This window comes from Micromonospora sp. CNZ299 (genome assembly GCF_002754415.1).
In genome coordinates, this window is record NZ_PEFG01000001.1 from 6,310,295 (window position 1) to 6,337,082 (window position 26,788).

General features: G+C 70.5%; 22 protein-coding genes. 13 read left to right on the plus strand and 9 right to left on the minus strand.

The window, feature by feature from the left end:
- Nucleotides 1-84: 84 nt before the first annotated feature.
- Genes CLT68_RS28465 through CLT68_RS28480 form a run of 4 tightly spaced genes read right to left on the minus strand, consistent with a single transcriptional unit; the run spans nt 85 to nt 4,485 of the window.
- Nucleotides 85-1,293 carry an ABC transporter ATP-binding protein gene (locus tag CLT68_RS28465; RefSeq protein ID WP_099855588.1) on the minus strand — a complete coding sequence of 403 codons (1,209 nt, stop codon included), beginning with the start codon at nt 1,291-1,293 and terminating at the stop codon, nt 85-87.
- A 10-nt stretch (nt 1,294-1,303) separates the two neighbouring features.
- Entirely contained in the window at nt 1,304-2,146 is an 843-nt protein-coding gene (locus tag CLT68_RS28470) for a carbohydrate ABC transporter permease (RefSeq protein ID WP_099855591.1), read from the minus strand.
- A gap of 1 nt (nt 2,147) precedes the next feature.
- Nucleotides 2,148-3,143: a carbohydrate ABC transporter permease gene (locus tag CLT68_RS28475; RefSeq protein ID WP_099855593.1), complete on the minus strand. Its 996-nt coding sequence runs from the start codon at nt 3,141-3,143 to the stop codon at nt 2,148-2,150.
- A 55-nt stretch (nt 3,144-3,198) separates the two neighbouring features.
- Nucleotides 3,199-4,485 carry an ABC transporter substrate-binding protein gene (locus CLT68_RS28480; RefSeq protein ID WP_099855595.1) on the minus strand — a complete coding sequence of 429 codons (1,287 nt, stop codon included), beginning with the start codon at nt 4,483-4,485 and terminating at the stop codon, nt 3,199-3,201.
- 482 nt (nt 4,486-4,967) lie between these two features.
- Here CLT68_RS28480 and CLT68_RS28485 point away from each other — a divergent pair, with 482 nt between their 5' ends.
- The 3 genes from CLT68_RS28485 to CLT68_RS28495 all read left to right on the plus strand — a co-directional run bounded on the left by CLT68_RS28485 (nt 4,968) and on the right by CLT68_RS28495 (nt 6,613).
- Nucleotides 4,968-5,672 carry a VOC family protein gene (locus tag CLT68_RS28485; protein ID WP_099855597.1) on the plus strand — a complete coding sequence of 235 codons (705 nt, stop codon included), beginning with the start codon at nt 4,968-4,970 and terminating at the stop codon, nt 5,670-5,672.
- 186 nt (nt 5,673-5,858) lie between these two features.
- Nucleotides 5,859-6,290 carry a RusA family crossover junction endodeoxyribonuclease gene (locus tag CLT68_RS28490; RefSeq protein WP_099855598.1) on the plus strand — a complete coding sequence of 144 codons (432 nt, stop codon included), beginning with the start codon at nt 5,859-5,861 and terminating at the stop codon, nt 6,288-6,290.
- A gap of 47 nt (nt 6,291-6,337) precedes the next feature.
- Complete coding sequence (locus CLT68_RS28495) at nt 6,338-6,613, plus strand: hypothetical protein (protein WP_088949127.1); 276 nt, start codon at nt 6,338-6,340, stop codon at nt 6,611-6,613.
- A gap of 343 nt (nt 6,614-6,956) precedes the next feature.
- Here the strand turns inward: CLT68_RS28495 and CLT68_RS28500 are convergent, their stop codons facing one another.
- Nucleotides 6,957-7,667: an HAD family hydrolase gene (locus CLT68_RS28500; protein ID WP_088949128.1), complete on the minus strand. Its 711-nt coding sequence runs from the start codon at nt 7,665-7,667 to the stop codon at nt 6,957-6,959.
- Between the two features lie 43 nt (nt 7,668-7,710).
- Complete coding sequence (locus CLT68_RS28505; RefSeq protein WP_307871442.1) at nt 7,711-8,334, minus strand: TetR/AcrR family transcriptional regulator; 624 nt, start codon at nt 8,332-8,334, stop codon at nt 7,711-7,713.
- A 190-nt stretch (nt 8,335-8,524) separates the two neighbouring features.
- Between CLT68_RS28505 and CLT68_RS28510 the strand changes: the two genes are divergently transcribed.
- On the plus strand, nt 8,525-9,727 hold the full coding sequence (locus CLT68_RS28510; protein WP_158240964.1) for a low temperature requirement protein A: 1,203 nt from the start codon (nt 8,525-8,527) through the stop codon (nt 9,725-9,727).
- Nucleotides 9,728-9,751: 24 nt separating this feature from the next.
- Here the strand turns inward: CLT68_RS28510 and CLT68_RS28515 are convergent, their stop codons facing one another.
- Nucleotides 9,752-10,636: an RNA polymerase sigma-70 factor gene (locus CLT68_RS28515; RefSeq protein WP_199177173.1), complete on the minus strand. Its 885-nt coding sequence runs from the start codon at nt 10,634-10,636 to the stop codon at nt 9,752-9,754.
- Nucleotides 10,637-10,815: 179 nt separating this feature from the next.
- Between CLT68_RS28515 and CLT68_RS28520 the strand changes: the two genes are divergently transcribed.
- Nucleotides 10,816-11,193, plus strand: a complete 378-nt coding sequence (locus CLT68_RS28520) for a DoxX family protein (RefSeq protein WP_099855603.1) — start codon at nt 10,816-10,818, stop codon at nt 11,191-11,193.
- A 516-nt stretch (nt 11,194-11,709) separates the two neighbouring features.
- On the opposite strand, the gene CLT68_RS28525 is transcribed toward CLT68_RS28520, so the two are convergent.
- A complete protein-coding gene (locus CLT68_RS28525) occupies nt 11,710-12,156 on the minus strand; it encodes a hypothetical protein (protein ID WP_143743287.1) in 447 nt (148 codons plus the stop codon).
- Nucleotides 12,157-12,366: 210 nt separating this feature from the next.
- The gene (locus CLT68_RS28530; RefSeq protein ID WP_099855607.1) at nt 12,367-15,075 is read right to left on the minus strand and encodes an MGH1-like glycoside hydrolase domain-containing protein; all 2,709 of its coding nucleotides are present in this window, start codon (nt 15,073-15,075) and stop codon (nt 12,367-12,369) included.
- A gap of 42 nt (nt 15,076-15,117) precedes the next feature.
- Here CLT68_RS28530 and CLT68_RS28535 point away from each other — a divergent pair, with 42 nt between their 5' ends.
- The 8 genes from CLT68_RS28535 (at nt 15,118) to CLT68_RS28575 (ending at nt 26,741) form a co-directional block, all read left to right on the plus strand.
- Nucleotides 15,118-17,061: a glycogen debranching enzyme family protein gene (locus tag CLT68_RS28535; RefSeq protein WP_099855610.1), complete on the plus strand. Its 1,944-nt coding sequence runs from the start codon at nt 15,118-15,120 to the stop codon at nt 17,059-17,061.
- Nucleotides 17,062-17,198: 137 nt separating this feature from the next.
- Nucleotides 17,199-18,533, plus strand: coding sequence for a glycosyltransferase family 4 protein (locus CLT68_RS28540; RefSeq protein WP_199177174.1), 1,335 nt, complete (start codon nt 17,199-17,201; stop codon nt 18,531-18,533).
- 83 nt (nt 18,534-18,616) lie between these two features.
- The gene (locus CLT68_RS28545) at nt 18,617-20,335 is read left to right on the plus strand and encodes a serine/threonine-protein kinase (RefSeq protein ID WP_486482360.1); all 1,719 of its coding nucleotides are present in this window, start codon (nt 18,617-18,619) and stop codon (nt 20,333-20,335) included.
- 119 nt (nt 20,336-20,454) lie between these two features.
- Nucleotides 20,455-22,092 (plus strand): serine/threonine-protein kinase, encoded by a 1,638-nt coding sequence (locus tag CLT68_RS34025; protein WP_486482361.1) that lies wholly within the window; start codon nt 20,455-20,457, stop codon nt 22,090-22,092.
- A gap of 103 nt (nt 22,093-22,195) precedes the next feature.
- Nucleotides 22,196-23,005: a metal-dependent hydrolase gene (locus CLT68_RS28555; RefSeq protein ID WP_099855612.1), complete on the plus strand. Its 810-nt coding sequence runs from the start codon at nt 22,196-22,198 to the stop codon at nt 23,003-23,005.
- Nucleotides 23,002-23,910: an amidohydrolase family protein gene (locus CLT68_RS28560; protein WP_099855614.1), complete on the plus strand. Its 909-nt coding sequence runs from the start codon at nt 23,002-23,004 to the stop codon at nt 23,908-23,910. Before CLT68_RS28555 ends, CLT68_RS28560 begins: the two co-directional genes overlap by 4 nt.
- Nucleotides 23,911-24,317: 407 nt before the next feature.
- Entirely contained in the window at nt 24,318-25,358 is a 1,041-nt protein-coding gene (locus tag CLT68_RS28570; RefSeq protein ID WP_099855616.1) for a LacI family DNA-binding transcriptional regulator, read from the plus strand.
- A gap of 78 nt (nt 25,359-25,436) precedes the next feature.
- Nucleotides 25,437-26,741 (plus strand): extracellular solute-binding protein, encoded by a 1,305-nt coding sequence (locus CLT68_RS28575; protein WP_099855619.1) that lies wholly within the window; start codon nt 25,437-25,439, stop codon nt 26,739-26,741.
- Nucleotides 26,742-26,788: the final 47 nt, after the last annotated feature.

The following is a 26,788-nucleotide window of genomic DNA, read 5'->3' on the forward strand; positions in this document are numbered from 1 at the left end:
CCACCTTGCCACGACCGGACGCGCGGCGCAGGACACGGCGAGGGCCGGCGGGCGAACCCGCCGGCCCCACCACGCTGGGCGCCGTCAGTCGTCGAGCGCCCCCGCCGCCCGACCGTCGCGCAGGGTCAGGTTGCGCCCGGTGGCCGGATCGAACAGGTGAATCTTCTCCAGGTTGAACCAGACCCGTCGCGACTGCCCCTCGGCGACCGCCGACTCCGCGGACAGCCGGGTCACCAGGTTGCCGCCACCTCCGGCGAAGTCGGCGGCACCGGCGTCGGCGGCCAACTCCTCCAACTCGGCGGCGCTGGCCTTCTCGCCCTCCACGGTGAAGTAGACGTACTTGTCCGAGCCCATCGACTCGACGATGTCCACCGGCGCCTCGAACTCCATGCCCCGGCGGCGTGTGTCGTCGTCGACCAGTTCGGCGTCCTCGAAGTGCTCGGGGCGGATGCCGAGGATCAGCTCGCGGGGTGCGTCGGCCGACTCCAGTTCCCGACGGACCCGGTCGCCGAGCGGCACATCACCCAGGGCGGTGTGCAGGCTGCCGTCCTGCACGGCGGCGTGCAGGAAGTTCATCGACGGCGAGCCGATGAACCCGGCGACGAACAGGTTGCGCGGGTGGTCGTACAGCTCCTGCGGTGGCCCGACCTGCTGCACCGCGCCACCGCGCATGATCACCACGCGGTCGCCGAGGGTCATCGCCTCGGTCTGGTCGTGGGTGACATAGACGGTGGTGGTGCCGAGCTGCTTCTGCAACCGGGACACCACAGTGCGCATCTGCACCCGCAGCTTGGCGTCGAGGTTGGACAGCGGCTCATCCATCAGGAAGGCCTTGGGCTGCCGAACGATCGCGCGACCCATCGCGACCCGCTGGCGCTGACCGCCGGAGAGGTTGGCCGGCTTGCGGTCCAGCAGGGAGGTCAGCTCCAGCACCTTCGCCGCCTCGTCGACCTTCCGGTTGATGGTCTCCTTGTCCATCTTCGCCAGCCGCAACGGGAACGCCATGTTCTCCCGCACTGTCATGTTCGGGTACAGCGCGTACGACTGGAACACCATGGCGATGTCCCGGTCCCGGGGTGCCTTGTCGTTGACCCGCTGCCCGGCGATGCGCAGCTCACCGGAGCTGATGTCCTCCAACCCGGCGATCATGTTCAGGGTGGTGGACTTTCCGCAGCCCGAGGGGCCGACCAGGATCACGAACTCGCCGTCGGCGATCTCCAGGTCGACGTCCTGCACGGCGACGGTCCCGTCCGGGAAACTCTTGCTCACCTTGTCCAGCACGATGTCAGCCATGACTACTCACCTATCCCTTGACTGCGCCGGAGGTCAGACCGGACACGATGCGGCGCTGGAAGAAGAGAACGAACAGGATGATCGGAACGGTGATCACCACGGCGGCGGCGCAGATCGCCCCGGTGGGGTCCTCGAACTGCGACTCGCCGGTGAAGAACGACAGGGCGACCGGCACCGTACGGGCGCGTTCGGTGGAGGTCAGCGTGATGGCGAACAGGAAGTCGTTCCAGCAGAAGATGAAGACCAGAATCGCCGTGGTGAACAGCCCGGGCGCGGCCAGCGGGGCGATCACCCGCCGGAACGCCTGCCCCTGCGTGGCGCCGTCCATCTTCGCGGCCTTCTCCAGGTCCCACGGGATCTGCTTGAAGAACGCCGACAGCGTGTAGATCGCCAGCGGCAACGCGAAAGTGATGTACGGCAGGATCAGCCCGGGCCAGGTGTCGAAGAGGCCGAGTTGCCGCTCGATCTCGAACAGCGGCGACACCAGCGACACCTGCGGGAACATCGCGATCAGCAGGGAGACGCCGACCAGCAGCTTCTTGCCCGGGAAGTCCAGCCGGCTGATGGCGTACGCGGCCATCGCCCCGAGCACCACAGCGATCAGCGTGGCGATCAGCGCGATGCCGATGGAGTTGACCAGGGCCCGGACGAACTGGTCGGTGTCGAAGATGGTCTTGTAGTTGTCCAGCGTCCACTCCCGGGGGATGAACTTCCCGTCGGTGAGGGTGGCCGGCGTCTTGAACGACAGCGACGCGATCCACAGCACCGGGACGAGCGCGAAGACGACCACCAGGACGTCCAGCAGCCCCCAGCGCAGCTTCGCCCGGGTGGTGGTTTCGGTACCGGTGGCCATGTCAGCGCCTCTCCCCGTCGTCGCTGCCCGGGGCAGCGGTGCCGAACAGCTTCACGAAGACGAAGGCGATGATCGCCACGGTGATGAAGATCAGCACCGACATCGTCGAGCCGATGCCGAGGTTGAGACCCCGGATCAGGTTGTTGTAGGCGAGCATCGACACCGAGGACGTCTCGTTGCCGCCGGCGGTCAGCACGAAGATGTTGTCGAAGACCCGGAACGCGTCCAGGGTGCGGAACAGCAACGCGACCAGGATCGCCGGCTTCATCACCGGCAACATGACCTTGGTGAACTTCTGCCAGGCGGTCGCGCCGTCGGTCGAGGCGGCCTTGAGCAGGTCCTCCGGCACCAGCGCCAGGCCGGCCATCAGCAGCAGCGCCATGAACGGGGTGGTCTTCCAGATCTCCGCCAGCATGATGATCGCCAAGGAGCTGGCCCGCTCGGTGAGCGGCGCGCCGTCGCTGAACAGGTTGGCCAGGTACCCGGTCTCGGGCGTCCAGGCGTACCGCCAGGAGAACGCGGCGACCACGGTGACGATCCCGTAGGGGATGAGCGCCGAGGTCCGGACCAGGCCGCGCCCGATCAGGGTGCGGTGCATGATGATCGCCAGGCCCATGCCGAGCACCAGCTCGACGGCCACGGTGACCACCGTGATCAGCGCGGTCACCCCGAACGCGGTCCACCAGAACTCGTTGGTGAGCACTGTGACGTAGTTCTCCAGCCCGATGAACTCGCGCTGGTCGGGGAAGCGCAGGTCGAAACGCTGCAACGACAGCCAGACCGAATAGATGATCGGGTACGCGGTCACCAGGACCATGACCAGCGCGGCGGGTGCGCAGAGGAGCAGACCCAACCGGCGTTCGGCCTTCTTGTTCTCACTCAACGGCCCCTTGCCACGGCCGCCGCGTTGCTTCGGGACGGTGGCGGGCCGGCCGGCGGACCGGTCGGTCTCCTCGGCGGCGACATCGGCGCCGGTCGGTGTGGCGTTGATGCTCACGGGGCCACCTTCCTTCGCGACTGCGGGGCTCGCAGGAACGGCTCACTCCACGCGCTCACGGCAGCACCCCCTTCGACTGGAGGGCGTCGGCGATGGCGTCGCGCAGCTCGTCGGCGGTCTTTTGCCCGTTGATCGCCGACGGCGGCGACAGAATCGCCGACATGACGGTGGAGATGCTCTGGTAGGCGGGCGTCAACGGCCGGGTGGCCGGGTCCTTCAGCTCCTCCAGGATGGTGTCCTTCATCGGGTACGCCTCGGTCATCTCCGGCTCGTCGTAGACGGCTTCGATCGTGGGGGGCACACCGTCGTTGATGGCGGAGAACTTCTGGTGCTCGGCGCTGCGGATGCACCGGGCCGCCTCGAAGGACATCTCCGGGTGCTTGGAGTAGGAGCTGACCGCCAGGTTGAACCCACCGATGGTGACCTTGCTGGGGGTGCCCTCGTCGATGCCGGGGATCCGCGCCCAGCCGACCTGCTTGGCCAGCTCCGGGTTGGCCTCCTGCATGGCCGGGTAGACGAACGGCCAGTTCACCTGGAACGCACCCGAGCCGGACTGGAACTCCAACCGGACCGGGTCCTCGGTGGCGTTGCTGAACGACGGCGAGGTCACGCCCGACGTGGCGAACTCCTTCAACTGCTCCAACGCCCGCACGGTGCCGTCGTCCATCACGGCCTGCTTACCGTCGTCGCTGAGGATCTTTCCGCCGGCGCTCTTGGCCAGGGTGTTGTAGAGGACGACCAGACCCTCGTACTGGGCGCCCATGGTGAGCACCCGGTATGGCTTGCCCTGGTCCTTGAGCTGCTGCGCCGCGCTGATCATCTGGTCCCAGGTGGTGGGCGGCTGCGGCACGAGGTCCTTGCGGTACCAGAGCAACTGCACGTTGGTGTTCTTCGGTGCCGCGTACAGCTTGTCCTCGTAGCGGGCGGTGTCCAGCGGCCCCGCGAGGGTGCCCTGCTCGACCTCGGCCTTGTCCTGGCCGGTCCACTCACGGATCCAGCCGGCGCTGGCGAACTCCTGGGTCCAGGTAACGTCCAGGCCGAGCAGGTCCATGCCGCTGTCCTCGGCGGCCAGCCGGCGCACCATCTGCACCCGCTGGTCGTCGGCCTGCCGAGGCAGCACCCGGTAGGCGATCTCGTAGCGCCCCTGGGCCTGCGCGTTGCAGTCGTCGACCACCTTCTGCAGGTTCTGCTCCGGCGAGTAGTACAGGTTGATCGTCGGTGGGCCACCAGCGTCGTCGGCGCCGCACGCGGCCAGTGGTGCGACCAGCGCCAGCGTGGCAGCCGCCGCCCCAAGCCGAACAATCGGCCGGCGTCGGTGTCGAGCCGTTTCGGGGTCCGTCATCGCCCTCCCCCTCTCTTCGGCGAAAACCGGGGAGGGGCCATCCGTGCCCCGGCGCACGGCGAGACGATTCCGGGCCAGGGGGCTGCGGAAACACCCCGACCCGGATGCTCCGTGCGGCTACTCTGCCCCACCTGCGGAGTCGCGAAACCTGGCTGTCACGGCGAGGAGCCGGCGCGACGACGTGGCGTCTTCGCCGTGCCCTGAGATGCCCGCGCGCGCGATCGACTCGGCTTCCTGGAAATCGCGGTGTCACGGCGCCGGGAAACCCCGCCCGGCGCTTGATCGACTCCGCTTCCCGGAGACCGCGGTGTCACCGCGCCGGGAAACCCCGCCTTCCAGGAAGCCGAGTCGATCAAGCGCTGGGACCGCAGCCTCAGGAGACGGCGGGCACGGAAGACCGCAGACCCTGGAAGGACGGCGGCGCTGGAGGTCGAGGTGGGTCGTGCGCGGACAGGCCCGCCCGGACCAGGCATGCTGGGACGGTGATCGCACGCTTCAAGGACCTCTGTCTGGACGCCGCCGACCCGCTCGCCCTGGGCGCCTTCTGGGCCCGGATGCTCGACGGTGACGTGGCCGATGCCGGCGACGGCGACACCCGGGTGGACCCGCGCTCGGCGCGCTCGAACGCCGAGTCGATCTGGGTGAACCGGGTGCCCGAGCCGAGGGTCGGCAAGACCCGCGTACACCTGGATCTGCGGTTGGCCGACGCGGACCCGGCGGCGCTGCTCGCGGACGGCGCCCGACTGGTCCGCGAGCCGAGCGGCGAGGTGACCTGGTGGGTGCTGGAAGACCCGGAGGGCAACCCGTTCTGTGCGTTCCCGGCCCGCGACGGCGCCCGGCCGGGCCCGTTCGAGCTGGTCGTCGACTCGATCGACCCGGTCGCGCAGGCGACCTGGTGGGCCGGGGTGGTCGGCGGCACCGTCGAGGACGAGGGGACCCACGCGGGGGTGGTCGGCGCGTCCGGGTTCCCCTGGGACTACTGGGTGTTCGCCGGGGTGCCCGAGCCGAAGACGGTCAAGAACCGGCTGCACTGGGACGTCGACCTGGTCGACCCGGAGCCGACCGCGCTGCTCGCCGCGGGTGCGACCCTGCTGCGGGAGCCGGTCGACAAGGCCCACTGGTGGTGGGTGCTGGCCGACCCGGAGGGCAACGAGTTCTGCGCCTTCACGCCGCGGCCAACCGGGTGAACGACCGACTACCGAGCGCGGGCGACGTCAGCTAGCGTTTTCCTAGCGCCGCAGTCAGCGCGTTCGCCGCCGCCGTCGACACGCCTCCGGCCGACCCCCAGCCTGCCCGATCGGTTGGTAATCGCGGGAACGTCCCACCGCCGCTGCCCCGGTTCGGCAGGATCGTCCCAACGAGGAGGTGCCGTCGTGCAGGACACCCGCGCTCTCGCCCTGACGTTCGAGGTGAGCGGCCTGCCACCGGTCAAGACCGAAGCGTTGTCCATCTTCGCCGCCGGGCATCGGCAGGCGACGAGGGTCCGCACCCTGCTCCAGGCCGCTCTCACCGCGGCCCAGCGCACCGGCTGGACGCCGTTGCCCGGGCCGATCGAGGTGGACCTGGTCCTGCGCTGCCCGCCCGGGCACCGTACGGCCGACGCCAGCACCCTGCTCGGCGGCGTCTGCGCGGTCCTGCAGGACAAGAAGCGGGTGTCGTCCATCGGCCTCACCCACCTCGGCGTCCTGGTGGACGTCGCCCTCTACGCCGACGACCGGCAGATCCGCCGATTGTCGTACCACGAGGAGCCGGCGGAGGACTTTTCGTACCAGGTGCGGGTCGCCGCCGTACCGACCGGGGTTTGACCGACGTCCGTGGTGGGGTACCGCGGACGCCGACGAAGGGAGCACCGATGTCGGAGCCACATGTCACGCTCGACCCCCGCGGGCTCGACCCTGTGCAGCAGAAGCTGCGGGGCCCGCTGGAGGACCAGCTGACCTCGGCGCTTCAGGCGGCCACCGACCGGATCCGCAGCGGTTACGCAGGTGAGCCGGTCGAGCAGGTCTGCCAGCGACTGTTGGAGGAGACCCGCTCCGGGTTGCATCCCGACATCGCGGCCGGGTTCAACCCGGACATGGACGAGTTCTGCAAAGTGGCGGTGGCGATCGTCCGGGGCGAGGCCGGCTGAGTCGGGTCAGGACCGGGTCCGCAACTACCCGGCCCTGACCCCCGGCTGTCCGGCAGAGGAGCGGACAGCTACGGCGCCCCGCCGCTCGGGCGTGGCACGGGGCCACGCGCGGCAACGGGGACAGCCGGCCGCTCTGCACTCAGCTCCACGGTGCCCACCCGCCGAGCGCCGGTGCGCCCCGACACACCTCGAAGGGTCGTGGACGCCGGCCCAGGCTAGGCGGGGCCGCGACGGCCGGACAAGCCGAGCCGTACGGCCCGGGGCGTGACTTACCCCAGGGTGAAAAACCGGCATGTGGGCGTAACACGATCATGATCGCGGGCGCTGTTCGGCTTCGGTGGGGTCAGAAGTGCCGCAGCAGGTCGCGGAACGAGGCCAGCCGCAGGACGCCGGTGTCGGTCGGGTCCAGTTCGTCGTCCTCCAGCACCCAGGTGTTCTCGTTCGGGATGAACACCGCGTTCAGCCCGGCAGCCCGTGCCGGCAGGATGTCCGACTTCGGGGAGTTGCCGATCATCCAGGCACCGGACGGGTCGAAGCCGTGCTCCCGCACCAGCCACCGGTAGGTCTCGACGTTCTTCTCGGCGACGATGTGCGCGGCCCGGAAGTGGTGCAGCAGGCCACAGGCGTCGAGCTTGCGCTGCTGCTCCGCCTGATCCCCCTTGGTCAGCAGCAGCAGCTCGTGCCGGACGGCCAGTTCGTCGAGCGCCTCGGCCACACCGGGCATCAGCTCCACCCGGTGTTCGACGAGTGCCACGGCCAGTCGGTCGATCTCCTGACGCTCGAACTCAGTCGCGGGCCGTTCGCGCAGCCGCTCCAGGCACTCCGCCAGACTGCGCAGGAACACCTTGCTGCCGTAGCCGTGCGCCACCGCGTTGGCCCGCTCGATGTCGTCGAGAACGGCCCGCAACTCGGCCCGGTCCAGGGTGGGGTGGTCCAGCCAGGCCAGGAAGTCGTCGATCACCCGCTCGAAGACGACGTTGTTCTCCCATAACGTGTCGTCCGCATCGAAGATCAGCACCTTCGCCTGCCGCCGCGCCGTCGCGTCCACCGTCATGCCGCCAGCTCCTCGTGATCAACTCCTCCGACGATCGGGGACTTTAGGGCAGATCGTCCGACGTACCCAGCGACTTTCCGCCCACCGGTCGGGGCCACCTCAGCAACCGTTCCGCGATCATCGTCTCCCGCTCCTCCTGCGCGTCGGGGCGCAGCCGCCCACCCCTGGTCAGCATCACCACACCGTGCAGCAGGCTCCAGCCCATCTCGGCCAGCACGTCCGGATCACGCCCCTCGGCCAGCGGGGTCAGGGCCGCCCGCAGCTCGGCGAAGACCGCCCTGGGCGCGGCCGGCACGCCATCGACGCCGAGGGCCAGGTCGGGGGTCAGCGCGAGCATCGCGTCATAGACCTCGGGATTCGTGTACGCGAAGTCGAGGTACGCGGTCGCCACCGCCGGCCAGGCCCCCTCGGGACCGTCGACGGCTTCCGCGTGCGCCTCCGCCAGGTCGGCGGCCAGGTCGGCGAAGGCGCACACGGCGACGGCGGCGAGCAACGCCTCCAGATCCGCGAAGTGCCGGTAGAGGTCTCCGACGTCGATCTCGGCCCGCTCGGCGAGCCGTCGGGTGGTCACCCCCGCCCAGCCCTCCGCCTCGGCCAGCTCTCGCGCGACCGCGACGATGAGGTCGCGCCGGTCCTGTTCGGTGGCCTTCTCGGCTGGTCCGGGCACGCCCACGAGCGTAAGGGTGCACACCGCTCGTAGCTGTCCGGTGACGGATTGGTGACTGTTGGGGATGGAAGGCCCCTGCGGCCGGTCTCTTTCTCCGCGTGCCACAGCCCACCCGTTGCTCGTTGAGCGAGGAGATCACCGGGACGGGAGGGCACGTGGTCGTTCGACGGCGCCGGCCCGTGGCAGGCCGATGAGGAGGCAGTCCAGCGACGGGCTGCTGCGCAGTGGGGCTACTCGGCAGCGGGCGACCTTTCTGGAGCTCTTCCTCGACCTGGTCTTCGTCTTCGCCCTCACCCGGATCTCCGCTCGCCTGATCGCCGACTTCACCGACGGCCAGCGCGGCGCCTACGCGGGCCTCGGTCAGGCTCTGCTGCTGTTCCTGGCGCTGTGGGCGGTCTGGTCGGTGACGGTCTGGTCGACCAGTTGGCTGGACCCGGAGGCGCCGGTCGTCCAGACCGTGATCGTCATGACGTTGGTCGGCTCCATGACGATGGCCGTCGCGGTGCCCAACGCCTTCGGCGCGCGGGCCGCACTGTTCGCCATCACCTTCGTGACCCTCCAGATCGGCCGAGTGGTCTACTTCCACGTCGCCGGGCACGGCCGACCGGATCCGCAACAGTCCATCCGGATCCTGTTCTGGTTCGGCTTGAGCGCACCGCTCTGGGTGGTCGGCGGGCTGGTCAACGACGGCACGGTTCGCGCGGCTCTCTGGACCGCCGCCGTGCTGATCGACTACACCGGGCTGTTGCTCGGGTGGCCCACTCCCCGGCTCGGCGCGCAACGGCTCGGCGTCCAGATGATCGCGGCCGAGCACCTGGCCGAGCGCTACCAGCAGTTCCTCCTCATCGCGCTCGGCGAGGCGATCTTCGTCATCGGGCTCGCCTTCAGCGGCAGCGAGTTCCACGCCGACCAGACGGGCGGATTCGTCCTGGCGCTGGCGAGCACCGTCCTGCTCTGGCGGATCTACTTCCATGCGGCGGGAGGGATGCTGGATGCGGCCATCGACCGCTCCCGCAACGCCGCACGGCTCGCTACCGAGATGGCGTTCGCCCACATGGTCATGATCGCGGGGATAGTGCTGACCGGCGTCGGCTTCGAACTGTTCATCACCGAACCGCTCGGGCACCTCCCGGCGGTCTGGCTCATCGCCATCCTCGGCGGCCCCGCGCTCTTCCTCGCCGGACGCTCGGCCCTGGAGTACCAGGTGTTCGCCCGGGTTTCCCGCTCCCGGACAGCCGGCCTGCTGGCCCTCGGCCTGCTGGTGCCGGTGACGGTGCACCTCGCACCACTCACCGCCGGCGCCGCGTCCGCCGTGGTGCTGCTCGGCGTCGTCACAGCGGACACACGGCGCTCACGTCGACAGCCAGCGGAGACGCCCACGCCTCCGTTCTAGTTGCCGACGGCCGGGTGTCTCGGCTCACCGGCGCAGCGCGTTCTCGCTCCGCATGTGCGACAACTTCTCCGGGTTACGCACGGCGTAGAGCCCGCTGACGAGGCCGTCGTCGATGCGCAGCGCCACTACCGTGTCGATCTCGCCGTCGGATCGGAACACCAGCGCCGGGAAGCCATTCACCTGGGCCGGGTGCAGCGACAGGGCAGCGACCTGGAACTGCCTGCTGGCCAACAGTCGGGCCACCTTGTCAGCCCCAGCGACCGGCCGCAGCAGCGCCTGTCTGATCCCGCCGCCGTCGCCCACGAGCACGACATCCGGCGCGAGGACGTCGAGCAGGCCCTGCACGTCGCCGGTCTCGATCGCCCGCTGGAACGCGTCGAGCACCCGCCGGGTGTCGGCCGCGGAAACCACTCCCCGGGGTCGGCGCGCGGCGACATGCGCCCGCGCCCGGTGGGCGATCTGGCGGACCGCGGCCGGGCTCTTGTCGACCGCCTGGGCGATCTCGTCGTAGGCCAGGTCGAAGACCTCACGGAGTACGAACACCGCCCGCTCGATCGGAGCGAGCGTCTCCAGCACCAGCATCATGGCCATCGAGACGCTCTCGGCCAGTTCGACGTCGTCGGCGACGTCGGGCGCGGTCAGCAGCGGCTCGGGCAACCACGAGCCGACGTAGGACTCCCTGCGCCGGCCGACCGTCCGCAGCCGGTTGAGCGACTGGCGGGTGGTGATCCGGACCAGGTAGGCGCGCTGATCCCGCACCATCGCGAGGTCGGCGTCCGCCCACCGCAGCCAGGTTTCCTGGAGTACGTCCTCGGCGTCGGCTGCCGAGCCGAGCATCTCGTAGGCGACAGTGAAGAGCAGGTTCCGGTGTGCGACGAACGCGTCGACAGCAGAGCCGCCCTCACTCATGACTTCTCCCCCGGCTTCCATGCCGCCTCCAGTCTCGTCGATCTCGGCTGCGCCGCCCACAGGACACCGCTCCCCCGCCTGGTGTGACACCGCCGCGCCGTGCGCCGCGTCACCTGTGGAGCCGTCACAGCGAGCGAGCCGGTGGTGTCTCGTGTTCGACCCGACGCGGAAGGAAGATCATGAACCTGGCTCTGTGGATCGCGGCCGGACTGTTGGCCGCAGTCGCCCTGGCCGGCGGCATCACCAAGACGTTCGTACCCAAGGAGAAGCTGGCCCGGGCCAACGGCGGAGGGTGGACGGCGACCGCGAGTGTCGGCTTCGTCAAGACCCTCGGAGTCCTCGAAACCCTGGCCGCGGTCGGTTTGATCCTGCCCGCCGTGCTGGACATCGCACCGGTGCTGGTGCCGGTGACCGCCATCTGCTGGGTGCTGCTGATGATCGGCGCGATGATCACCCACCTGCGTCACAACGAGGCGAAGTTCATCGTGCTGAATCTGTTCTACCTCGCCCTGGCCGCCTTCGTGGCCTGGGGCCGACTCGGACCCGAGCCCTTCTGACGGAATGGCCTGACCCGGGAGACCCGTTCCCGGCCGCCAGATCCGTGCCCGCTTTTCCCAGACCTCAGCGAGAATCGGCCCTGGTGGATTGATGGGACGGCTGTCATGATCGCTCGGTGTCCCTGTGGGAGGCCGTCTCGCGCTTCGGCCCGCCGCTGCTCATCGTCATCGGCGCCTCGGTTGCTGTGTACGGCGCAAGCTCCGACTCACCGAAGCATTTCTCCCGGCCACGCGGCTGGCAGTGGGCGTGGGTGGGCCTCTGGCTCATGACAGCTGGTGAGGCGGCGTTCGGCGACGGCCGACCGCGGTTCGAGCGTGCCTGGAAGGGCGCCACCGCACTGCTCGTAGCGGTGGGGCAGACGGGAGGACCTGGCACACGAGATGGGCCTCACCGAGGAGCAGAGCCTGTCTCCGACGTTGTTCGACCCCGGGTTCGTCTACGTAGGAGCCCGCGCCAAGGAGGGCAAGCTGATCATCCACGTCGGCTACCGGTGAGCCTGCCGGGGTGCGCGGGGGTCAGCGGTCGAACAGTGTCTTGATGCCGTGGGTTTCGAGCAACGTGGGCAGCGGGTCCGCGAGGTGCCGACGCCTGGGCCGCCAGATGCGCCCCACGTTGATCGACGCGTTCGGCCCCGGCACGTCGTAGGGACCACCTCGGGGGTAAACCGACAGGCTGCTCCCCCACATCCCCGCGTCCACCCAGCCCATGCGCTCGATCTCATTCCAGGCGTACGAGCGGCGCAGGCCACCGCGATCACGGATCAGCAGCCACAGATCGTCAGCGAACACCGCGTTTCGCCGACGAGTGAAGGCGACGATGATCGAGGCGGCGCCAAACGCCATGACGGTCCAGTTGACCAGGTCGAAGAGCACCCCGACGACGATCATCACGACCAGGGCCGCACTCGGGATCGCGATGGCGGGCCAGGCCCGCGACTGCCCGAGGACGTGGACTTCACCCACCGGTTTCACCGACTCCCCCACAGCCGATGACGATAGTGAAGGAAGCGCATATTCGCGCCGTGTGCGGCGGGGCTCGGATGCACCTGCAAGATTCGCGCACTTTCCCTGATGTTGCTGCCTTCGGCGGCTCCGAGACAGCAACATCAGGGAAGTTGCGCGGATCTTGCGGGGCCGGCGGGGCGGGCGGGGCGGGGCGGGTAACGCTGACGGTCAGCGGCGCAGGGTGAGGATCAGGTCGGCGACCAGGGCTGTCCAGCCGGTCTGGTGCCAGGCGCCCAGACCGGCCCCGTTGTCGCCGTGGAAATACTCGGGGAACGCCACCAGGTCCCGCCAGTCCGGGTGGGTCTGGAAGAGCTGGCACGCGCCGTAGATGGGCCGCCGCCCCCAGTCGTCCTGGGTGAAGAGCGAGATCAGCCGGGCGGAGAGGTCGTCGGCGATCTCGTCCAGTGTCCGCTTCACCCCGGAGCGGGTCGGGTACTCCACCTGGAGGTCGTCGCCGAAGAACGCCGCGTAGTCGCGCAACGCGCTGATCAGCAGGAAGTTCGTCGGCATCCAGATCGGCCCACGCCAGTTCGAGTTGCCGCCGAACAGGCCGCTGGTCGACTCGGCCGGTTCGTAGCCGACGGAGAACTCCTGCCCACCGAGGCTGACCGAGAACGGCTTGTCCAGGTGCGCGCGGGACAGCGTACGCAGGCCGAAGTCGGACAGGAACTCGTCGGGGTCCAGCATCCGGGCGAGCAGCCGGACCACCTGCTCCGGGCCCACCATGGACAGCAGCCGCTGCTGCCGGCCGTCGGGGCCGAGCCTGCGGGTGCCGATCACCTGGGCGTACTCCGGGCGGTTGGTGAGAAACCAGCGCAACCGCGCGCCCAGCTCCGGCAGGCGGTGCAGGGTCTTCGCGGTGAGCCGGGTGGTGGCGGCCAACGGCAGCAGCCCGACCACCGAACGGACCTTCAGCGGCACCTTCGTGCCGTCGGCGAGGCGCAGCACGTCGTAGAAGAAGGCGTCCTCGTCGTCCCACAGCCCCTGCTCGTACGCGGCTGCGGCGATGTACGCGAAGTGCTCGAAGAACTTGGTGGCGGTGTCCACCCAGGTCCGGTCGTGCTCGGCGAGGACGATGGCCATGTCCAGCAGGTTGAGCGCGTACATGCCCATCCAACCGGTGCCGTCGGACTGCTCCAGCACACCGGCGACCGGCAGCGCCGCCGAGCGGTCGAACGGGCCGACGTTGTCCAGCCCGAGGAAGCCGCCCTCGAAGACGTTGTTGCCGCCGGTGTCCTTGCGGTTGACCCACCAGGTGAAGTTGAGCAGCAGCTTGTGCATCACCCGGGCCAGGAAGTCGTAGTCCCGGCCGCCGTCGATCTCGAACACCTTCAGCGCCGCCCACGCGTGCACCGGCGGGTTCACGTCGCCGAACGCCCACTCGTACGCCGGGATCTGCCCGTTGGGGTGCAGGTACCACTCGCGGAGCAGGAGCAGCAGTTGTTCCTTGGCGAAGCCCGGGTCGACCCGGGCGATGCTCACGCAGTGGAAGGCCAGGTCCCAGGCCGCGTACCACGGGTATTCCCAGGGGTCGGGCATGGAGATGACGTCGAAGCTGGTCATGTGCCACCAGGCGCTGTTACGCCCGTGTCGGCGACCGGCCGGCGGCGGTGTCGAGCCCGGGTCGCCTTCGAGCCAGCGTTTGACGTCGAAGTGGTAGAACTGCTTGCCCCACATCAGGCCGGCGATGGCCTGCCGTGCCACCAGCGCCTCGTCGGCGGTGGCGGCCGGCGGGATCACCCCGGCGAAGAACCGGTTCGCCTCGGCCCGCCGCGCCCAGACCACGGCCTCGAAGCCGTCGCTGAGGTCGGCCGGGGGCGGCGGCGCGGCGGCCGGTGGTGACGCGGTGCGGGTCAGCCGCAGCCGGATCTGGCGCTGCCCGCCGGCCGGCACGTCGAGCACGTAGTGCAGCGCGCCCTTGGTGCCCTCCCGCGCGGGGTTGACAGTGGCCGCGCCGTTGACGACGTGGTCGTTGATGCCGTCCTTCGGGTAAGGCGAGCGGCCGGGCAGGCCCCAGAGTCGTTCGGCGTTGGTGTCGTTGTCACAGAGCAGTGGCACCGGCCCGCCGTCGCCCTCCAGCAGCAGTTGGCCGAGCACCCGGTGCTCGCCGACAAGCCGGGTGCCCTGGCCGGTCAGTCGCGGGATCCGGTCGCCGCCGGGCAGGCCCCAGGACCAGGTGTTGCGGAACCACAGGGTGGGCAGCACGTGCAGGGTCGCCGCCCGGTCGCCCCGGTTGGCGACGGTCACGACCATGCAGAGATCGGTCGGGGACGCCTTGGCGTAGTCGACTGTCACCGCCCAGTACCGGTCGTCATCGAAGATCCCGGTGTCCACCAGCTCGTACTCGGTGTCGTCACGGCCGCGCAATGCGTTCACCGCGACGAGTTCGTCGTACGGGAAGGCTGCCTGGGGGTAGTGGTAGCGCCAGCGCATCCAGGAGTGGGTGGGCGTGGAGTCCTCGTACCACCAGTACTCCTTGACGTCCTCGCCGTGGTTGCCGCCGTCGCCGCCGAGGCCGAACATCCGCTCCTTGAGGATCGGGTCCTTGCCGTTCCAGAGCGCGAGGGCGAAGGCGAAGGTCTGTCGTTCGTCGCAGACGCCGGCCATCCCGTCTTCATTCCACCGGTAAGCTCTGGACCGCGCGTGGTCATGCGGGAAGTAGTCCCAGGCCGTACCGTGCTCGCTGTAGTCCTCCCGTACCGTCCCCCACGCCCGTTCGGACAGATAGGGACCCCATGCGCGCCAGTCCTGCTCCCCCGAGTCGGCCTGGGCGAGCCGGAGCCGCTCAGCGTCGGGTGGCGAGGCGTCGGAGGACGATCGGTCAGTGATCACGTGCACATCTTTGACGTCGCCGCGGTACTTGACCACAGCGGCCATTCTCGTCGTGGCGTGTTACACCCCGCCGCCGATGGAGGAAAGTTGATCGACATGCACTTCGGCCCACAGGTCTGCGGCGATCTGACCAGCGCCGCGAGCCGGGAGTGGCTGGTTCCCGACGGCCTCGGCGGATATGCGATGGGCACCGTCGGCGGGCTCCGGACGCGCCGCTACCACGGTCTGCTGGTGGTTCCCGGCGAAACTCCGGCCTCCCGCCAGGTGGGACTGGTCAGTCTCGACCCGGCGGTCACGCTGCCGTCCGGCGCACGGGTACGGCTCGGCGCGCACGAGTGGTCCTCCGGCGTCGTGGACCCGCGCGGTTTCGAGTTGCTGGAGCGCTTCGACCTGGTCGACGGGCTGCCCCGGTGGCGGTGGCGGATCGGCGCGGTGGTGATCGAACGGGAGCTGGCCATGCTGCCCGGCCGCTCCTGCGTGGCGGTGGTGCACCGGCTGGTCGCCGGCGGGCCCGTCCGGCTGGAGCTGTCGGCCGCCTGCACCTGGCGGGACGCGCACGGCGAACGGCGGGCCGACGGCCCGACCCCGCAGGTCGAGGCGGTGGCCGACGGCGCTGTGGTCGAGGGTGCGTACCGGCTGGCCGGCCCGGGCTGGGCGCCCGAGGGGCAGTGGTGGTTGGGCGTGCACCACCGCGAAGAGGCCAACCGTGGTCTGAACGCGGACGAGGACCTCTGGTACGCGGGACGCTTCGTCGGCGAGTTGGAACGCCCCGGCGACACGGTGTCGGTGCGGGCCTGGGCCGGTCGACTCGACGAGGAGCCGCCGCCGGCCGCCGAGATCGTGGAGACGGCCCGACGGCGCAACCGGCGGGTGGTGGCGGCGGCGAAGCCCGCAGACGACGTGGACGCCACCCTCACGCTGGCCGCGGACGCGTTCGTGGTGCGGCCCGGCGGCAGGGCCGTCGACGTGGTGGCCGGCTACCCGTGGTTCGGGGCGTGGTCCCGGGACACGATGATCTCGTACGAGGGGTTGTTCCTCTGCACGGCTCGCGCCGAGGAGGGCCGGGAGCTGCTGCGGTCGTACGCGGCGACGCTGTCCGAGGGGATGCTGGCCAACACGGCCGACACCGGTCGGGTGGAGTACAACACCGTCGACGGCACGCTGTGGTTCCTGCACGCGGTGAGCCGGCACGTCACCGTCACCGGTGACACCGACCTCGGTGACGAGTTGCTGCCCGCGCTGCGTGCCGTGATCGACGCCCACGTGGCGGGCACCCGGTACGGGATCTCCGTCGACCCGGCCGACGGGCTGCTCACCCAGGGCGCCCCCGGCACCGCGCTCACCTGGATGGACGCCCGGGTGTACGGGGTGCCGGTCACCCCGCGTACCGGCAAGCCGGTCGAGGTCAACGCGTTGTGGATCAACGGGTTGGCCGGGCTCGCGGAGCTGACCGAGTTGGCCGGGCAGGACGCGGACGACCTGTGGCGACGGCACGGCCAGGCGACCGCCTCGTTCCGGGAGCGTTTCCCGTCACCGACCGGCTGGCTGCACGACGTGCTGGACGCGCCGGCGCCGGCGTACCCGCTCGGTGGGGCCGCCCTGCACGACGACGACGCGTTGCGACCCAACCAACTGCTGGCCTGGTCGTTGCCGTACGCGCCGATGGAGCCGGACGAGGCGACGCTCCGCCGCGTCGGAAACGGTCTGCTCACCCCGCTCGGGCCGCGCAGCCTCGCCCCGGATTCGGCGGAGTTCGTGGGCCGGCACCGGGGTGGTCCCGCCGAGCGCGACGGTGGCTACCACCAGGGCACGGTCTGGCCCTGGCTGCTCGGGCCGTACGTGGACGCGTGCCGCCGGAGCAAGATGTCGGTCGATGACGCATTCATCGGCATTGAGGCCCATCTGACCGAATATGGGCTAGGCTCGGTAAGCGAGACGGCCGACGGCCTCGCGCCGCACGCCGCGACCGGCTGCCCATTCCAGGCGTGGTCGGTGGCCGAGCTGCTGCGGGTGCGCCGGAAGGGCCAGTAGCGCTTTACACGACCGCAACGGTGGTGTCTCCGCTGGTTATCTCGATCCCGGCAGGATTGGCCCCGATCCAGACGCGACGGCGACATCCACTCCGGTGTCGGTCGGCGCGCGCCCGGGGACAACTCAAAGGGGGCCGCATGTCACCCGACGCCCACGTGATCGACATCCACGCCGCCCGGCAACTGCGGGTGCTGATGCTGTCCTGGGAGTACCCGCCGGTGCTCGTCGGCGGCCTGGGCCGACACGTGCACGCGCTCTCCGTCGCCCTCGCCGCCGCCGGCCACGAGGTCACCGTCGTCACCCGTCATGCCGACGGCGCGCCCCTGGAGGAGTACGCCGACGGCGTGCGCATCCTGCGCGCCCCCGAAGACCCGGTCGCCTTCCCCCTCGCCACCGGCTCCCTGCTGGCCTGGACCATGGCCTTCAACCACACCCTCACCCGCACCGCCCTGCGCGCCACCGAAGCCGGCGCCTACGACGTCATCCACGCCCACGACTGGCTCGTCGCCCACACCGCCATCACAGTGGCCGATCACCTGGACCTGCCGCTGGTCACCACCATCCACGCCACCGAGGCCGGCCGACACCAGGGCTGGCTTCCCGAGGAGATGAACCGCACCATCCACGGCGTCGAACACTGGCTCAGCGGCTCCTCCATCCGGGTGATCACCTGCTCGGGGTACATGCGCGACCAGGTCACCGCACTGTTCGACGTACCGACCGCGCAGGTGGACGTGGTGCCCAACGGGGTCGACAACAGGGCCTGGCGGGCCCGGCCGAGGGCGGTCGCGTCGGCCCGCGCACGGTTCGCCGGGGACGGCCCGTTGGTCGGGTACGCCGGGCGGCTGGTCTACGAGAAGGGCGTCCAGCACCTGGTGCACGCGGTGCCCCGGCTCCGCGAGCGGCACCCGGGGCTGCGGGTGGTGATCGCCGGCGACGGGCCGTACCGCGCCGAGTTGGAGGCGGAAGCCCGACGGCTGGCGCTCAGCTCGACCGTACGCTTCACCGGTTTCCTCGACTCCACCCAGTTGCCGGCGATGCTCGGTGCCACCGACGCGACAGTGGTGCCCAGCCTCTACGAGCCGTTCGGCATGGTGGCGCTGGAGGCGGCGGCCGCCGGGGCGCCCCTCGCCGTGGCCCGCACCGGCGGTCTCGCCGAGATCGTCGAGCCCGGCGTCACCGGGGTGACGTTCCCGCACAGCGACCCGGACGCGCTCGCCGGAGCGGTCGGTCAACTGCTCGGCGACGAGGTCTTCGCTCGGCGCGTGGCCCGCAGAGCCCGCACCATGGTCGGCGAGCGCTACGGGTGGGCCACCATCGCGGCCCGTACGGCCGCCAGCTATGCCGCCGCACGCAGGGAGCACGGCCCGTTGCAGGCCCGTTGGGCGGCAGCCCAACTGGCCGGTGGGCGCACCCGGATCGCCATCCCCGAGGGCAACCTTCTGGCGCGCGACGGCCACGCCGCCTGCTGAGCCGAGGCGGACGACCGATTGGTGACTTCCGATCCGCTGGTTAGGGTGTAGCCCGGACAGCGGCTGAGGAGGTGCGTGCGCAGGTGCTGATCGCGGATCGGTACCGGCTGCTCGACCTGGTGGGTCGCGGGGGCATGGGCCGGGTGTGGCGTGCCCGCGACGAGATGCTGCATCGCGAGGTCGCGGTCAAGGAGATCGTGCCGCCCAGCTGGTTGGCCGATCGCGAACGGGACGAGTTGCGCTCGCGGACCCTGCGGGAGGCGCGCGCCGCAGCTCGACTCAACCACCCCGCCGTGGTCCGGCTCTACGACGTCGTCGCGGTCGACGGCAGCCCATGGATCGTGATGGAGTACGTCCCGTCCCGCACCCTGCAGGACGTGGTGGACACCGAGGGGCCGCTCGAACCGGCCCGCGCGGCCCGGATCGGCCTGGCTGTGCTCGACGCGCTGCACGCCGCGCACACCGCCGGGGTGCTGCACCGCGACATCAAACCGCAGAACGTGCTCGTGGCGCACGACGGGCGGGTGATGCTCACCGACTTCGGACTGGCCACCTTCGACGGCGGCGACGGTGCGATGACCCGCCCCGGCATGGTCCTCGGCTCCCCGCAGTACGTTGCCCCGGAGCGGGCCGCCGAGGGAGTGTCCACGATGGCCGCGGACCTGTGGTCGCTCGGTGCGACCCTGCACGCCGCGGTGGAGGGCCGCTCCCCGTACGCCCGCAGCACCGCCATGGCCACCCTGAGCGCACTGGCCGCCGGACCGCCGGACCCGGCTCCGCACGCCGGGCAGCTCGCGCCGGTCCTCGCCGGGTTGCTGCGCCGCGACCCGCGCGACCGCCTCGACCACGACGCGGCCCATCGGCTGCTCACCGCCGCGGCGACCGGGCGCACCGAACCGACCGCCGAAGGGTCGACAGGTTCGGGCGACCGGCCCGAGGCGCATGACCCGGACGACCAGGACCTCACGATCCCGTTGCCCGAGCCCGACCCGCCGGCGAACCCGGGCGACCGGGCCCTGAACGCGCCGGCTGACACACCACCGGCCTCCGCCCCACCGGCCTCCCGCCCGCCAGCCCGTCAGCGCACCATCCGCCGGGCGGCGTTGATCGCCGTGGCTCTGGTGGTGGCCGCCGCCGCCGGCTTGGGCACCGCGATGGCCGTCACCGGTGACGAGCCCAGGGACACCGCCGGCCGACCAACCGCACGGCCGCCGGACGGTCGTGGCGGCCCGGGTGGGCAGGGCCCCGGTTACGACCCCGACCGACCCGGCCCACCGCCGGGAGGCCCGGGCATTCCTCCGCCACCCTTCCCGTGTGTCCGTCCGAAGGCGGCCGGTGCGCCCGTGCTGGCCGGCGCCCCCGCGGCGGGCGAACGGTTCCGCCCGCCACCCGGCTGGGTCTGGCACGCCGACACCATCGGGTTCCGGGTTGCGGTGCCGGCTACCTGGTACTACTCCCGCGACGGCGCGGTGGCCTGCTTCCAGGACCCGACCACCGGCCGGGCCTTCAGCGTCGCCAGCGGCGACGACACCGACCCGCTGGTCCGACTCCGCACGGTCCGCGACGTGGCTGCCCAGGCCGGTGCCCTGCCGGGGTACGACGAGATCCGGCTCGCCACTGCCGACGGAGGGGCGGAGTGGGAGTGCCGCTGGCAGGCCCCGTACGGCGCATGGCTGCACGCCCGGCAACAGGTCGTCGGCGCAGGCCGGTGGACGCTGGCCTGGATCACTGACGACAGGGACTGGACCAAGGCCGGCGCAGACTGGACGGCAGTGCGAAACAGTTTCCGACCACCCCCCTGACCTGCACCGTATAGTCATGATCCGGACTACCGTCCGGCGTGGATCGAGGCCGCTCAGCGGATGAAAAGAGCGGGCGCGGTAGCTATCGTGTAACCCGGGGTGACCAAGGGGGAGCGACCGTGCAGCAGTTGCTGATCGCGGGTCGGTACCGGCTGCTCGACCTGGTCGGCACCGGCGGGATGGGCCGGGTGTGGCTTGCTCGCGATGAGATGCTGCATCGCGACGTGGCGGTGAAGGAGGTCGTGCCGCCGTCCTGGCTGGCCGAGGCCGAGCGCGAGGAGCTGCGACTGCGGACACTGCGCGAGGCTCGCACCGCCGCGCGGCTCAACCACCCCAACGTGGTCCGCATCTACGACGTGGTGCACGACCGGGAGAGCCCCTGGATCGTGATGGAGTACGTGCAGTCCCGGTCGGTGCAGCAGATCATCAGCGCCGAGGGACCACTGAGCCCGCAGCGCACCGCCGTCATCGGGCTGGCGGTGCTGGCCGCGTTGCGGGCCGCGCACACCGCCGGGGTGCTGCACCGCGACGTGAAGCCGCACAACGTGCTGGTGGCCGACGACGGCCGGGTGGTGCTCACCGACTTCGGGCTGGCCACCTTCGACGGTGGTGAGGGTGCGATGACCGGGCCGGGCACCGTGCTCGGCTCACCGCAGTTCGTCGCCCCCGAGCGGGCCCGCGAAGGGGTGTCGGATCCACGCACCGACCTGTGGTCGCTGGGCGCGACGCTCTACGCGACGGTTGAGGGCCAGTCCCCGTACGCCCGGTCGAGCGCGATGGCGACGCTCAGTGCGCTGGCCACCGAGCCGCCGGACCCGATGCGGCGGGCCGGGCCGTTGCGTCCCGTGCTCCTCGGCCTACTGCAACGCGACCCCTGGCGACGGTTGACCGCCGCGGAAGCGGAGCCGCTGCTGCGGCAGGCGGCCGCGGAGCCCGACCAGCCGGCCGCGCCGCCGATGTCCTCGGCGGTGGCGGCGTTGCGGAGCGCGGGCCGTACCAGGTCGCCCGCCCCGGCGGACAGGGCCGGTGCGCCCGACCACCCGCCGACGTCGGCCGGTCGGCCGGCGAGCCGCCCCCGCAGACGCCGACGACGCCTGATCGCTCTCGGCGGCGCGGCCACCGCTCTTCTCGTCGCCGGCGGCGTCACCGTGGGTCTGGTCTACCGCAACGACGAGCGGACGCCACCGTCCGGTTCCGGTGGGGGCACGTCGAGCGCCCGGCCGGCCGCGTTCGCCTGCGCGACACCACCGCCACCGCCGCCGACGTCCACTCCGGTGGCGTCGGTCGCGCCGCCGACCGAGGCACGGTACCGGCTACGCGACGGCTGGACCTGGCACGACGACCCGACCGGCTTCCGGATCGCCGCGCCGGTGGGCTGGGCGCGTTGGACGGAGGGGTCGGTGACCTGCTTCCGAGAGACGGGCGGGGCCCGGGTGCTCAGCGTCGAGTCCGGGCCGGTGCGGGCCGACCCGGTGGCGTACTGGAAGGCTGAGGAGGCGCGACTCGTCACCGGCGACGGGCTGCTCCCCGGCTATCGCAAGGTGGACATCTCCGCGATGGACATCTTCGAGGGTGGCGCTGTCTGGGAGTGCGGCTGGGAGAACGCCGCAGGCGAACAGGTGCACAGTTTCCGGTTGCTGGCCAACACCTCGGCCGAGCGTTCCTACACCGTCTCGTGGTTGACAAAAGAGTTCGACTGGCAGGTCAACGCGGCATACTTGCCGATGATCCGGCAGAGCTTCACCCCCGCTCTCTGACAGCGTCCGATGTGGACCTTCCGGGTGATGCCCCTGCGACGCCGAGGCTGACTACAGTGGCGTAGTTTTGGGCGCTCAAGATCCCTGGGGAGGGTGAGCCGAGATGATGGGACCACAGCACGCGCTGTCCGGCGCGGCGGTGTGGTTGGCGGGGTCCTGGGCACTGGACCATTTCGCCGACTACCACCAGTCGCCGCTCGCGTTGGCGGTGGGCACCGCGGTGTGCGCCGGCGGCGCGCTCTTTCCCGACCTCGACATGTCGGGCAAGGTGACCAGGAACCAGGGTGGGGCCACCGTGGCCCGCACCTTCGGGGTCTTCTCGCTCTTCGCCGCCGAGGTGATGGAGAAGATCTCGCTCGGGGTCTACTACGCCACGAAGCTCAGCAGGGACCCGCGTCGCAACAACGGGCACCGGACGCTGACCCACACCCTGCCGTTCACCGTGCTGGTCGGCTGGGGCACCACAGCGCTCTGCGCCGCGTACGGCAAGTGGGCGGTCATCACCATCCTGTTCTTCATGTTCGGCCTGGCGCTGCGCGGGCTGTTCGACGAGTGGGCCGAACGCGCCGGCTGGGTGATCATCACCCTCGCGTCGGCCGGGGCGGCCTGGTTCACCTTCGCCAACCTGCCGGGCGGTCGCGGCTATCCGCTGATCGGCACGGCCCTGGGGGTGGGCTGCTTCGTGCACATCCTCGGCGACATGATCACCCGGGCCGGCGTGCCGATCCTCTGGCCGATCCCGATCAAACGCCGGATGTGGATGATGATCGGCCTGCCGAACAGCATCGCCCTGCGGGTCGGCAGCAAGGCCGAGGTGGTCGGGATGCGCATCGCCCTGACCGTCGTCTCGGCGCTCGCGACCGTCGGCCTGATCGCGCCCTCCGTGCTGAGCCGGTTCGACATCGAGATATGACCGATCCGGCACCGGAGCCGCCGCCAGCCGCCGACGCGCGGGTGCCGGCATTCTGGCGCGGACTGGGCCTGCCCGGCCTGGCCGACGTGCACGTGCACTTCCTACCGCCGCGCCTGCTGCGCAGGATCTGGGCGTACTTCGACGCCGCCGGCCCACTGGTCGGCACCGAGTGGCCGATCCGGTACCGGTGGAGCGACGCCGAGCGGGTCGCGTACCTGCACCGTCTGGGCGTGCGGGCGTTCAGCGCCCTGGCGTACGCCCACCGGCCGGGCATGGCCGCGGACCTCAACCGGTGGTCGCTGGAGTTCGCCCGGGTCACCCCGGGCTGCCTGCCCTCGGCCACCTTCTTCCCCGAACCGGACGCGCCCGGTTACGTCGAGGCGGCGCTGGCCGACGGGGCCCGCGTGTTCAAGGTGCACGTCCAGGTCGGCGGCTTCTCGCCGACGGATCCGGCGCTGGACCAGGTGTGGGGGATGCTGTCCGACGCGGGTGTGCCGGTGGTGGTGCACGCCGGGCACGCGCCCGTGGGCACCGCGCACACCGGCCCGGAGCAGTTCGGCGAGCTGCTGGCCCGCCATCCTCGGCTGACCGCCGTGGTGGCACACCTCGGCGCCCCGGACTATCGGGCGTTCCTGGATCTCGCGGAGGCGTACGAGCGGGTCCGGCTGGACACCACAATGGCCTTCACGCCCTTCTTCGACCAGTTCGTCCCCTTCCCCGACGACGAGCTGCCCCGGCTGCGCGAGTTGGGACTGTCCGGCAAGGTGCTGCTGGGCAGCGACTTCCCCAACATCCCCTACCCGTACGCCGACCAGCTCACCGGGTTGGCCCGGCTCGACCTGGGCGACGACTGGTTGCGCGCGATCTGCTGGAACAACGCGGCCGCGATGTTCGACCTGACCTGACCCGCCGTGCCGTCCCCGCCGCCGCACCGCAAACCCTCCGTCTCGCACCCCGAACCCCGAACCCCGAACCCCGCACCCCGCACCCCGCACCCCGCACCCCGCACCCCGCACCCCGCACCCCGCACCCCGCACCCCGCACCCCGCACCAAGATCCGAGCAACTTCCCGGATGTTGCTGCCTCCGGCTCGCGCGAGGCGGCAACATCCCTGATGTTGCTGGGATCTTGCGCACCGGATCACGCGACGCGGCCGGCTGCGGGGCACCCCGGGCGGCACCTGACTTCTTTTCGACATCGGCTATTGACGTCGCCGTAACAGGTGGCCTAGCGTCCTGTCGAACCGCTTAGTCGAAGCGTTTCGACGGTGAATTGGGAGCGATCCCAACCCCCGGCCGGAGGAGGTAACGCGATGGCCACCATGCACGACGTCGCCCGCCTCGCGCAGGTCTCGGTCAGCACCGTCTCGTACGTGCTCACCGGCACCCGGCCGATTTCGCAGGCCACCCGCAACAAGGTGCTCGCGGCGATGGCCGAGCTCGACTACCAGCCCAACGCGATGGCCCGCGGTCTGGCCAGCCGGCGCAGCCGGATCCTCGGCCTGCTGATGCCGATGGACGAACGCGGGCTCGGCGCCACCGAAACGGCCTTCGTCACCGGTGCCGCCGCGGCGGCCAGCGCCGCCGGCTATCACCTGGTCCTCTCGCCGGTCGGCGGGGGTGACCCCGGCGAGCTGCGGCGACTGGCCAGCCAGCGGATGCTCGACGGCGTCGTGCTGATGGAGGTCCAGCTGGCTGACGAGCGGGTCACAGTGCTCCAGGAGGCCGGCGTGCCACTGGTGTTGATCGGCCGCACCGGTGACACCAGCACGCTCTCGTACGTCGACATCGACTTCGACCAGACCGTCCGGGATGCCGTCGCGCACCTGGTCGGTCTCGGGCACCGGCAGATCGTCTACGTCAACCACTCGGCCGCGACGCTGGCCAGCGGCTACGGGCCCGCGCTGCGTACCCGTGACGCCTTTGCCGCGGCCATGACCGGGCACGGCCTGGAGCCGGTCATGATCGCGGCCGAGGACAGCGCCACCGGCGGGCGCGCGGCCCTGGCCGCCGCGTTCGCGCGGGCCCCGGAGCTGACCGCCGTGCTGGCCATGAACGAGACCGCGATCTTCGGCATCCTCGGTGAGTTGAGCGGCCGCGGGCTGTCGGTGCCCGACGACGTCTCCGTTGTCTCGATGGTCACCTCGCCGCAGGTCGCCGAGTTGGCCACCCCGGCGCTGACGGCGATGACCTCACCTGGTTCGGCGATCGGTCGGATCGCGATCGAGGCGCTGACGCGCCACCTGGATGACCCCGGCGACCACCGTCACCAGCAACTGCTGCCGTGCGCGTTGGAGATCCGGGGCTCGACCGCCGCACCACGAAGCCGCCAACCCATGGGGGCTGACCAGTAGGAACAGCCCGCCGCCGCGCTGCAACGCGACGACGGGCCCAGTGAAGTACCGGCTAGATACTCGACGAGGAGGATCGTAATGCAGCGATTCCGCCGGCTCGTCGCCGCGATCGCCATAGCGGCGACCGCGACGACAGCCATGACCGCCTGCGGCGGTGACGACAACGGGGACGACAGCGACGCCAAGACCCTCAAGCTCTGGCACTACGAGAGCGAGAACAGCGCCATGGGGGTCGGCTGGAACCGGGCCATCGAGCTGTTCAAGGCCGAGCACCCGGGCGTCGAGGTGCGCTTCGAGCGCAAGGCGTTCGAGCAGATCCAGCAGAACGCGGGCATGATCATCAACTCGTCCGAAGGCCCGGACATCATGGAGTACAACAAGGGCAACGCGACCGCCGGCCTGCTCTCCTCGCAGGGCCTGCTCACCGATCTGAGCACCGAGGCCGACAAGCGCGGCTGGGCCGGCAAGCTCAGCCCCAGCCTGCAGACCACCGCCCGCTACAGCGACAAGGGCGTGATGGGGTCGGGCAAGTGGTTCGGCGTGCCGAACTACGGCGAGTACGTCACGGTCTACTACAACAAGGACCTGTTCCAGAGCAACGGCGTCAAGGTGCCGACCAGCATGGCCGAGATGACCGCCGCGATGGACACCTTCGTCGGCAAGGGCATCACCCCGCTGGGCATGGCCGGCGCCGAGTACCCGGCAGGGCAGCTCTTCTACCAGCTCGCCCTGTCCAAGGGCGACCGGCAGTTCGTCGACAACTACCAGCTCTACAAGAACCCGGTCGACTTCAAGGCCGACCCGCTCAAGTACGGCGCGGACACCTTCGCCGACTGGGTGCGCAAGGGCTACGTCGCGAAGGACTCGGCCAGCCTCAAGGCCGAGGACATGGGCACCGCCTTCATCGGCGGGAAGGTTCCGATGATCGTGTCGGGTAGCTGGTGGTACGGCCGGTTCAAGGCCGAGATGAAGGCCAACTGGGACACCTTCCTCTTCCCCGGCAACACCCTTCAGGCCGGCTCCTCCGGCAACCTCTGGGTGGTCCCGGAGAACAGCAAGGCCAAGAGCCTGGCGTACGACTTCATCGACATCACCCTGCGTCCGGAGATCCAGGACCTGATCGGCAACAACGGTGGTGTTCCCGTCGCCGCCGACGCCTCGAAGATCACCGACCCGAAGGACCGCAAGCTGATCGAGGACTTCAACACGGTCAGCAAGTCCGACGGGCTCGCGTTCTACCCGGACTGGCCGGTCCCCGGCTACTACGACGTGCTGGTCTCCGGCTTCCAGGGCCTGATCAACGGCTCGAAGTCGCCCGACCAGGTCCTCGACACGATCGCCAAGCCGTACGCCGATGGCGTCAAGGAGATCACCGGCAAGTGACACGGCGAGCGGCGGGCGCGACCGGCACAACCGACGCGCCCGCCCGC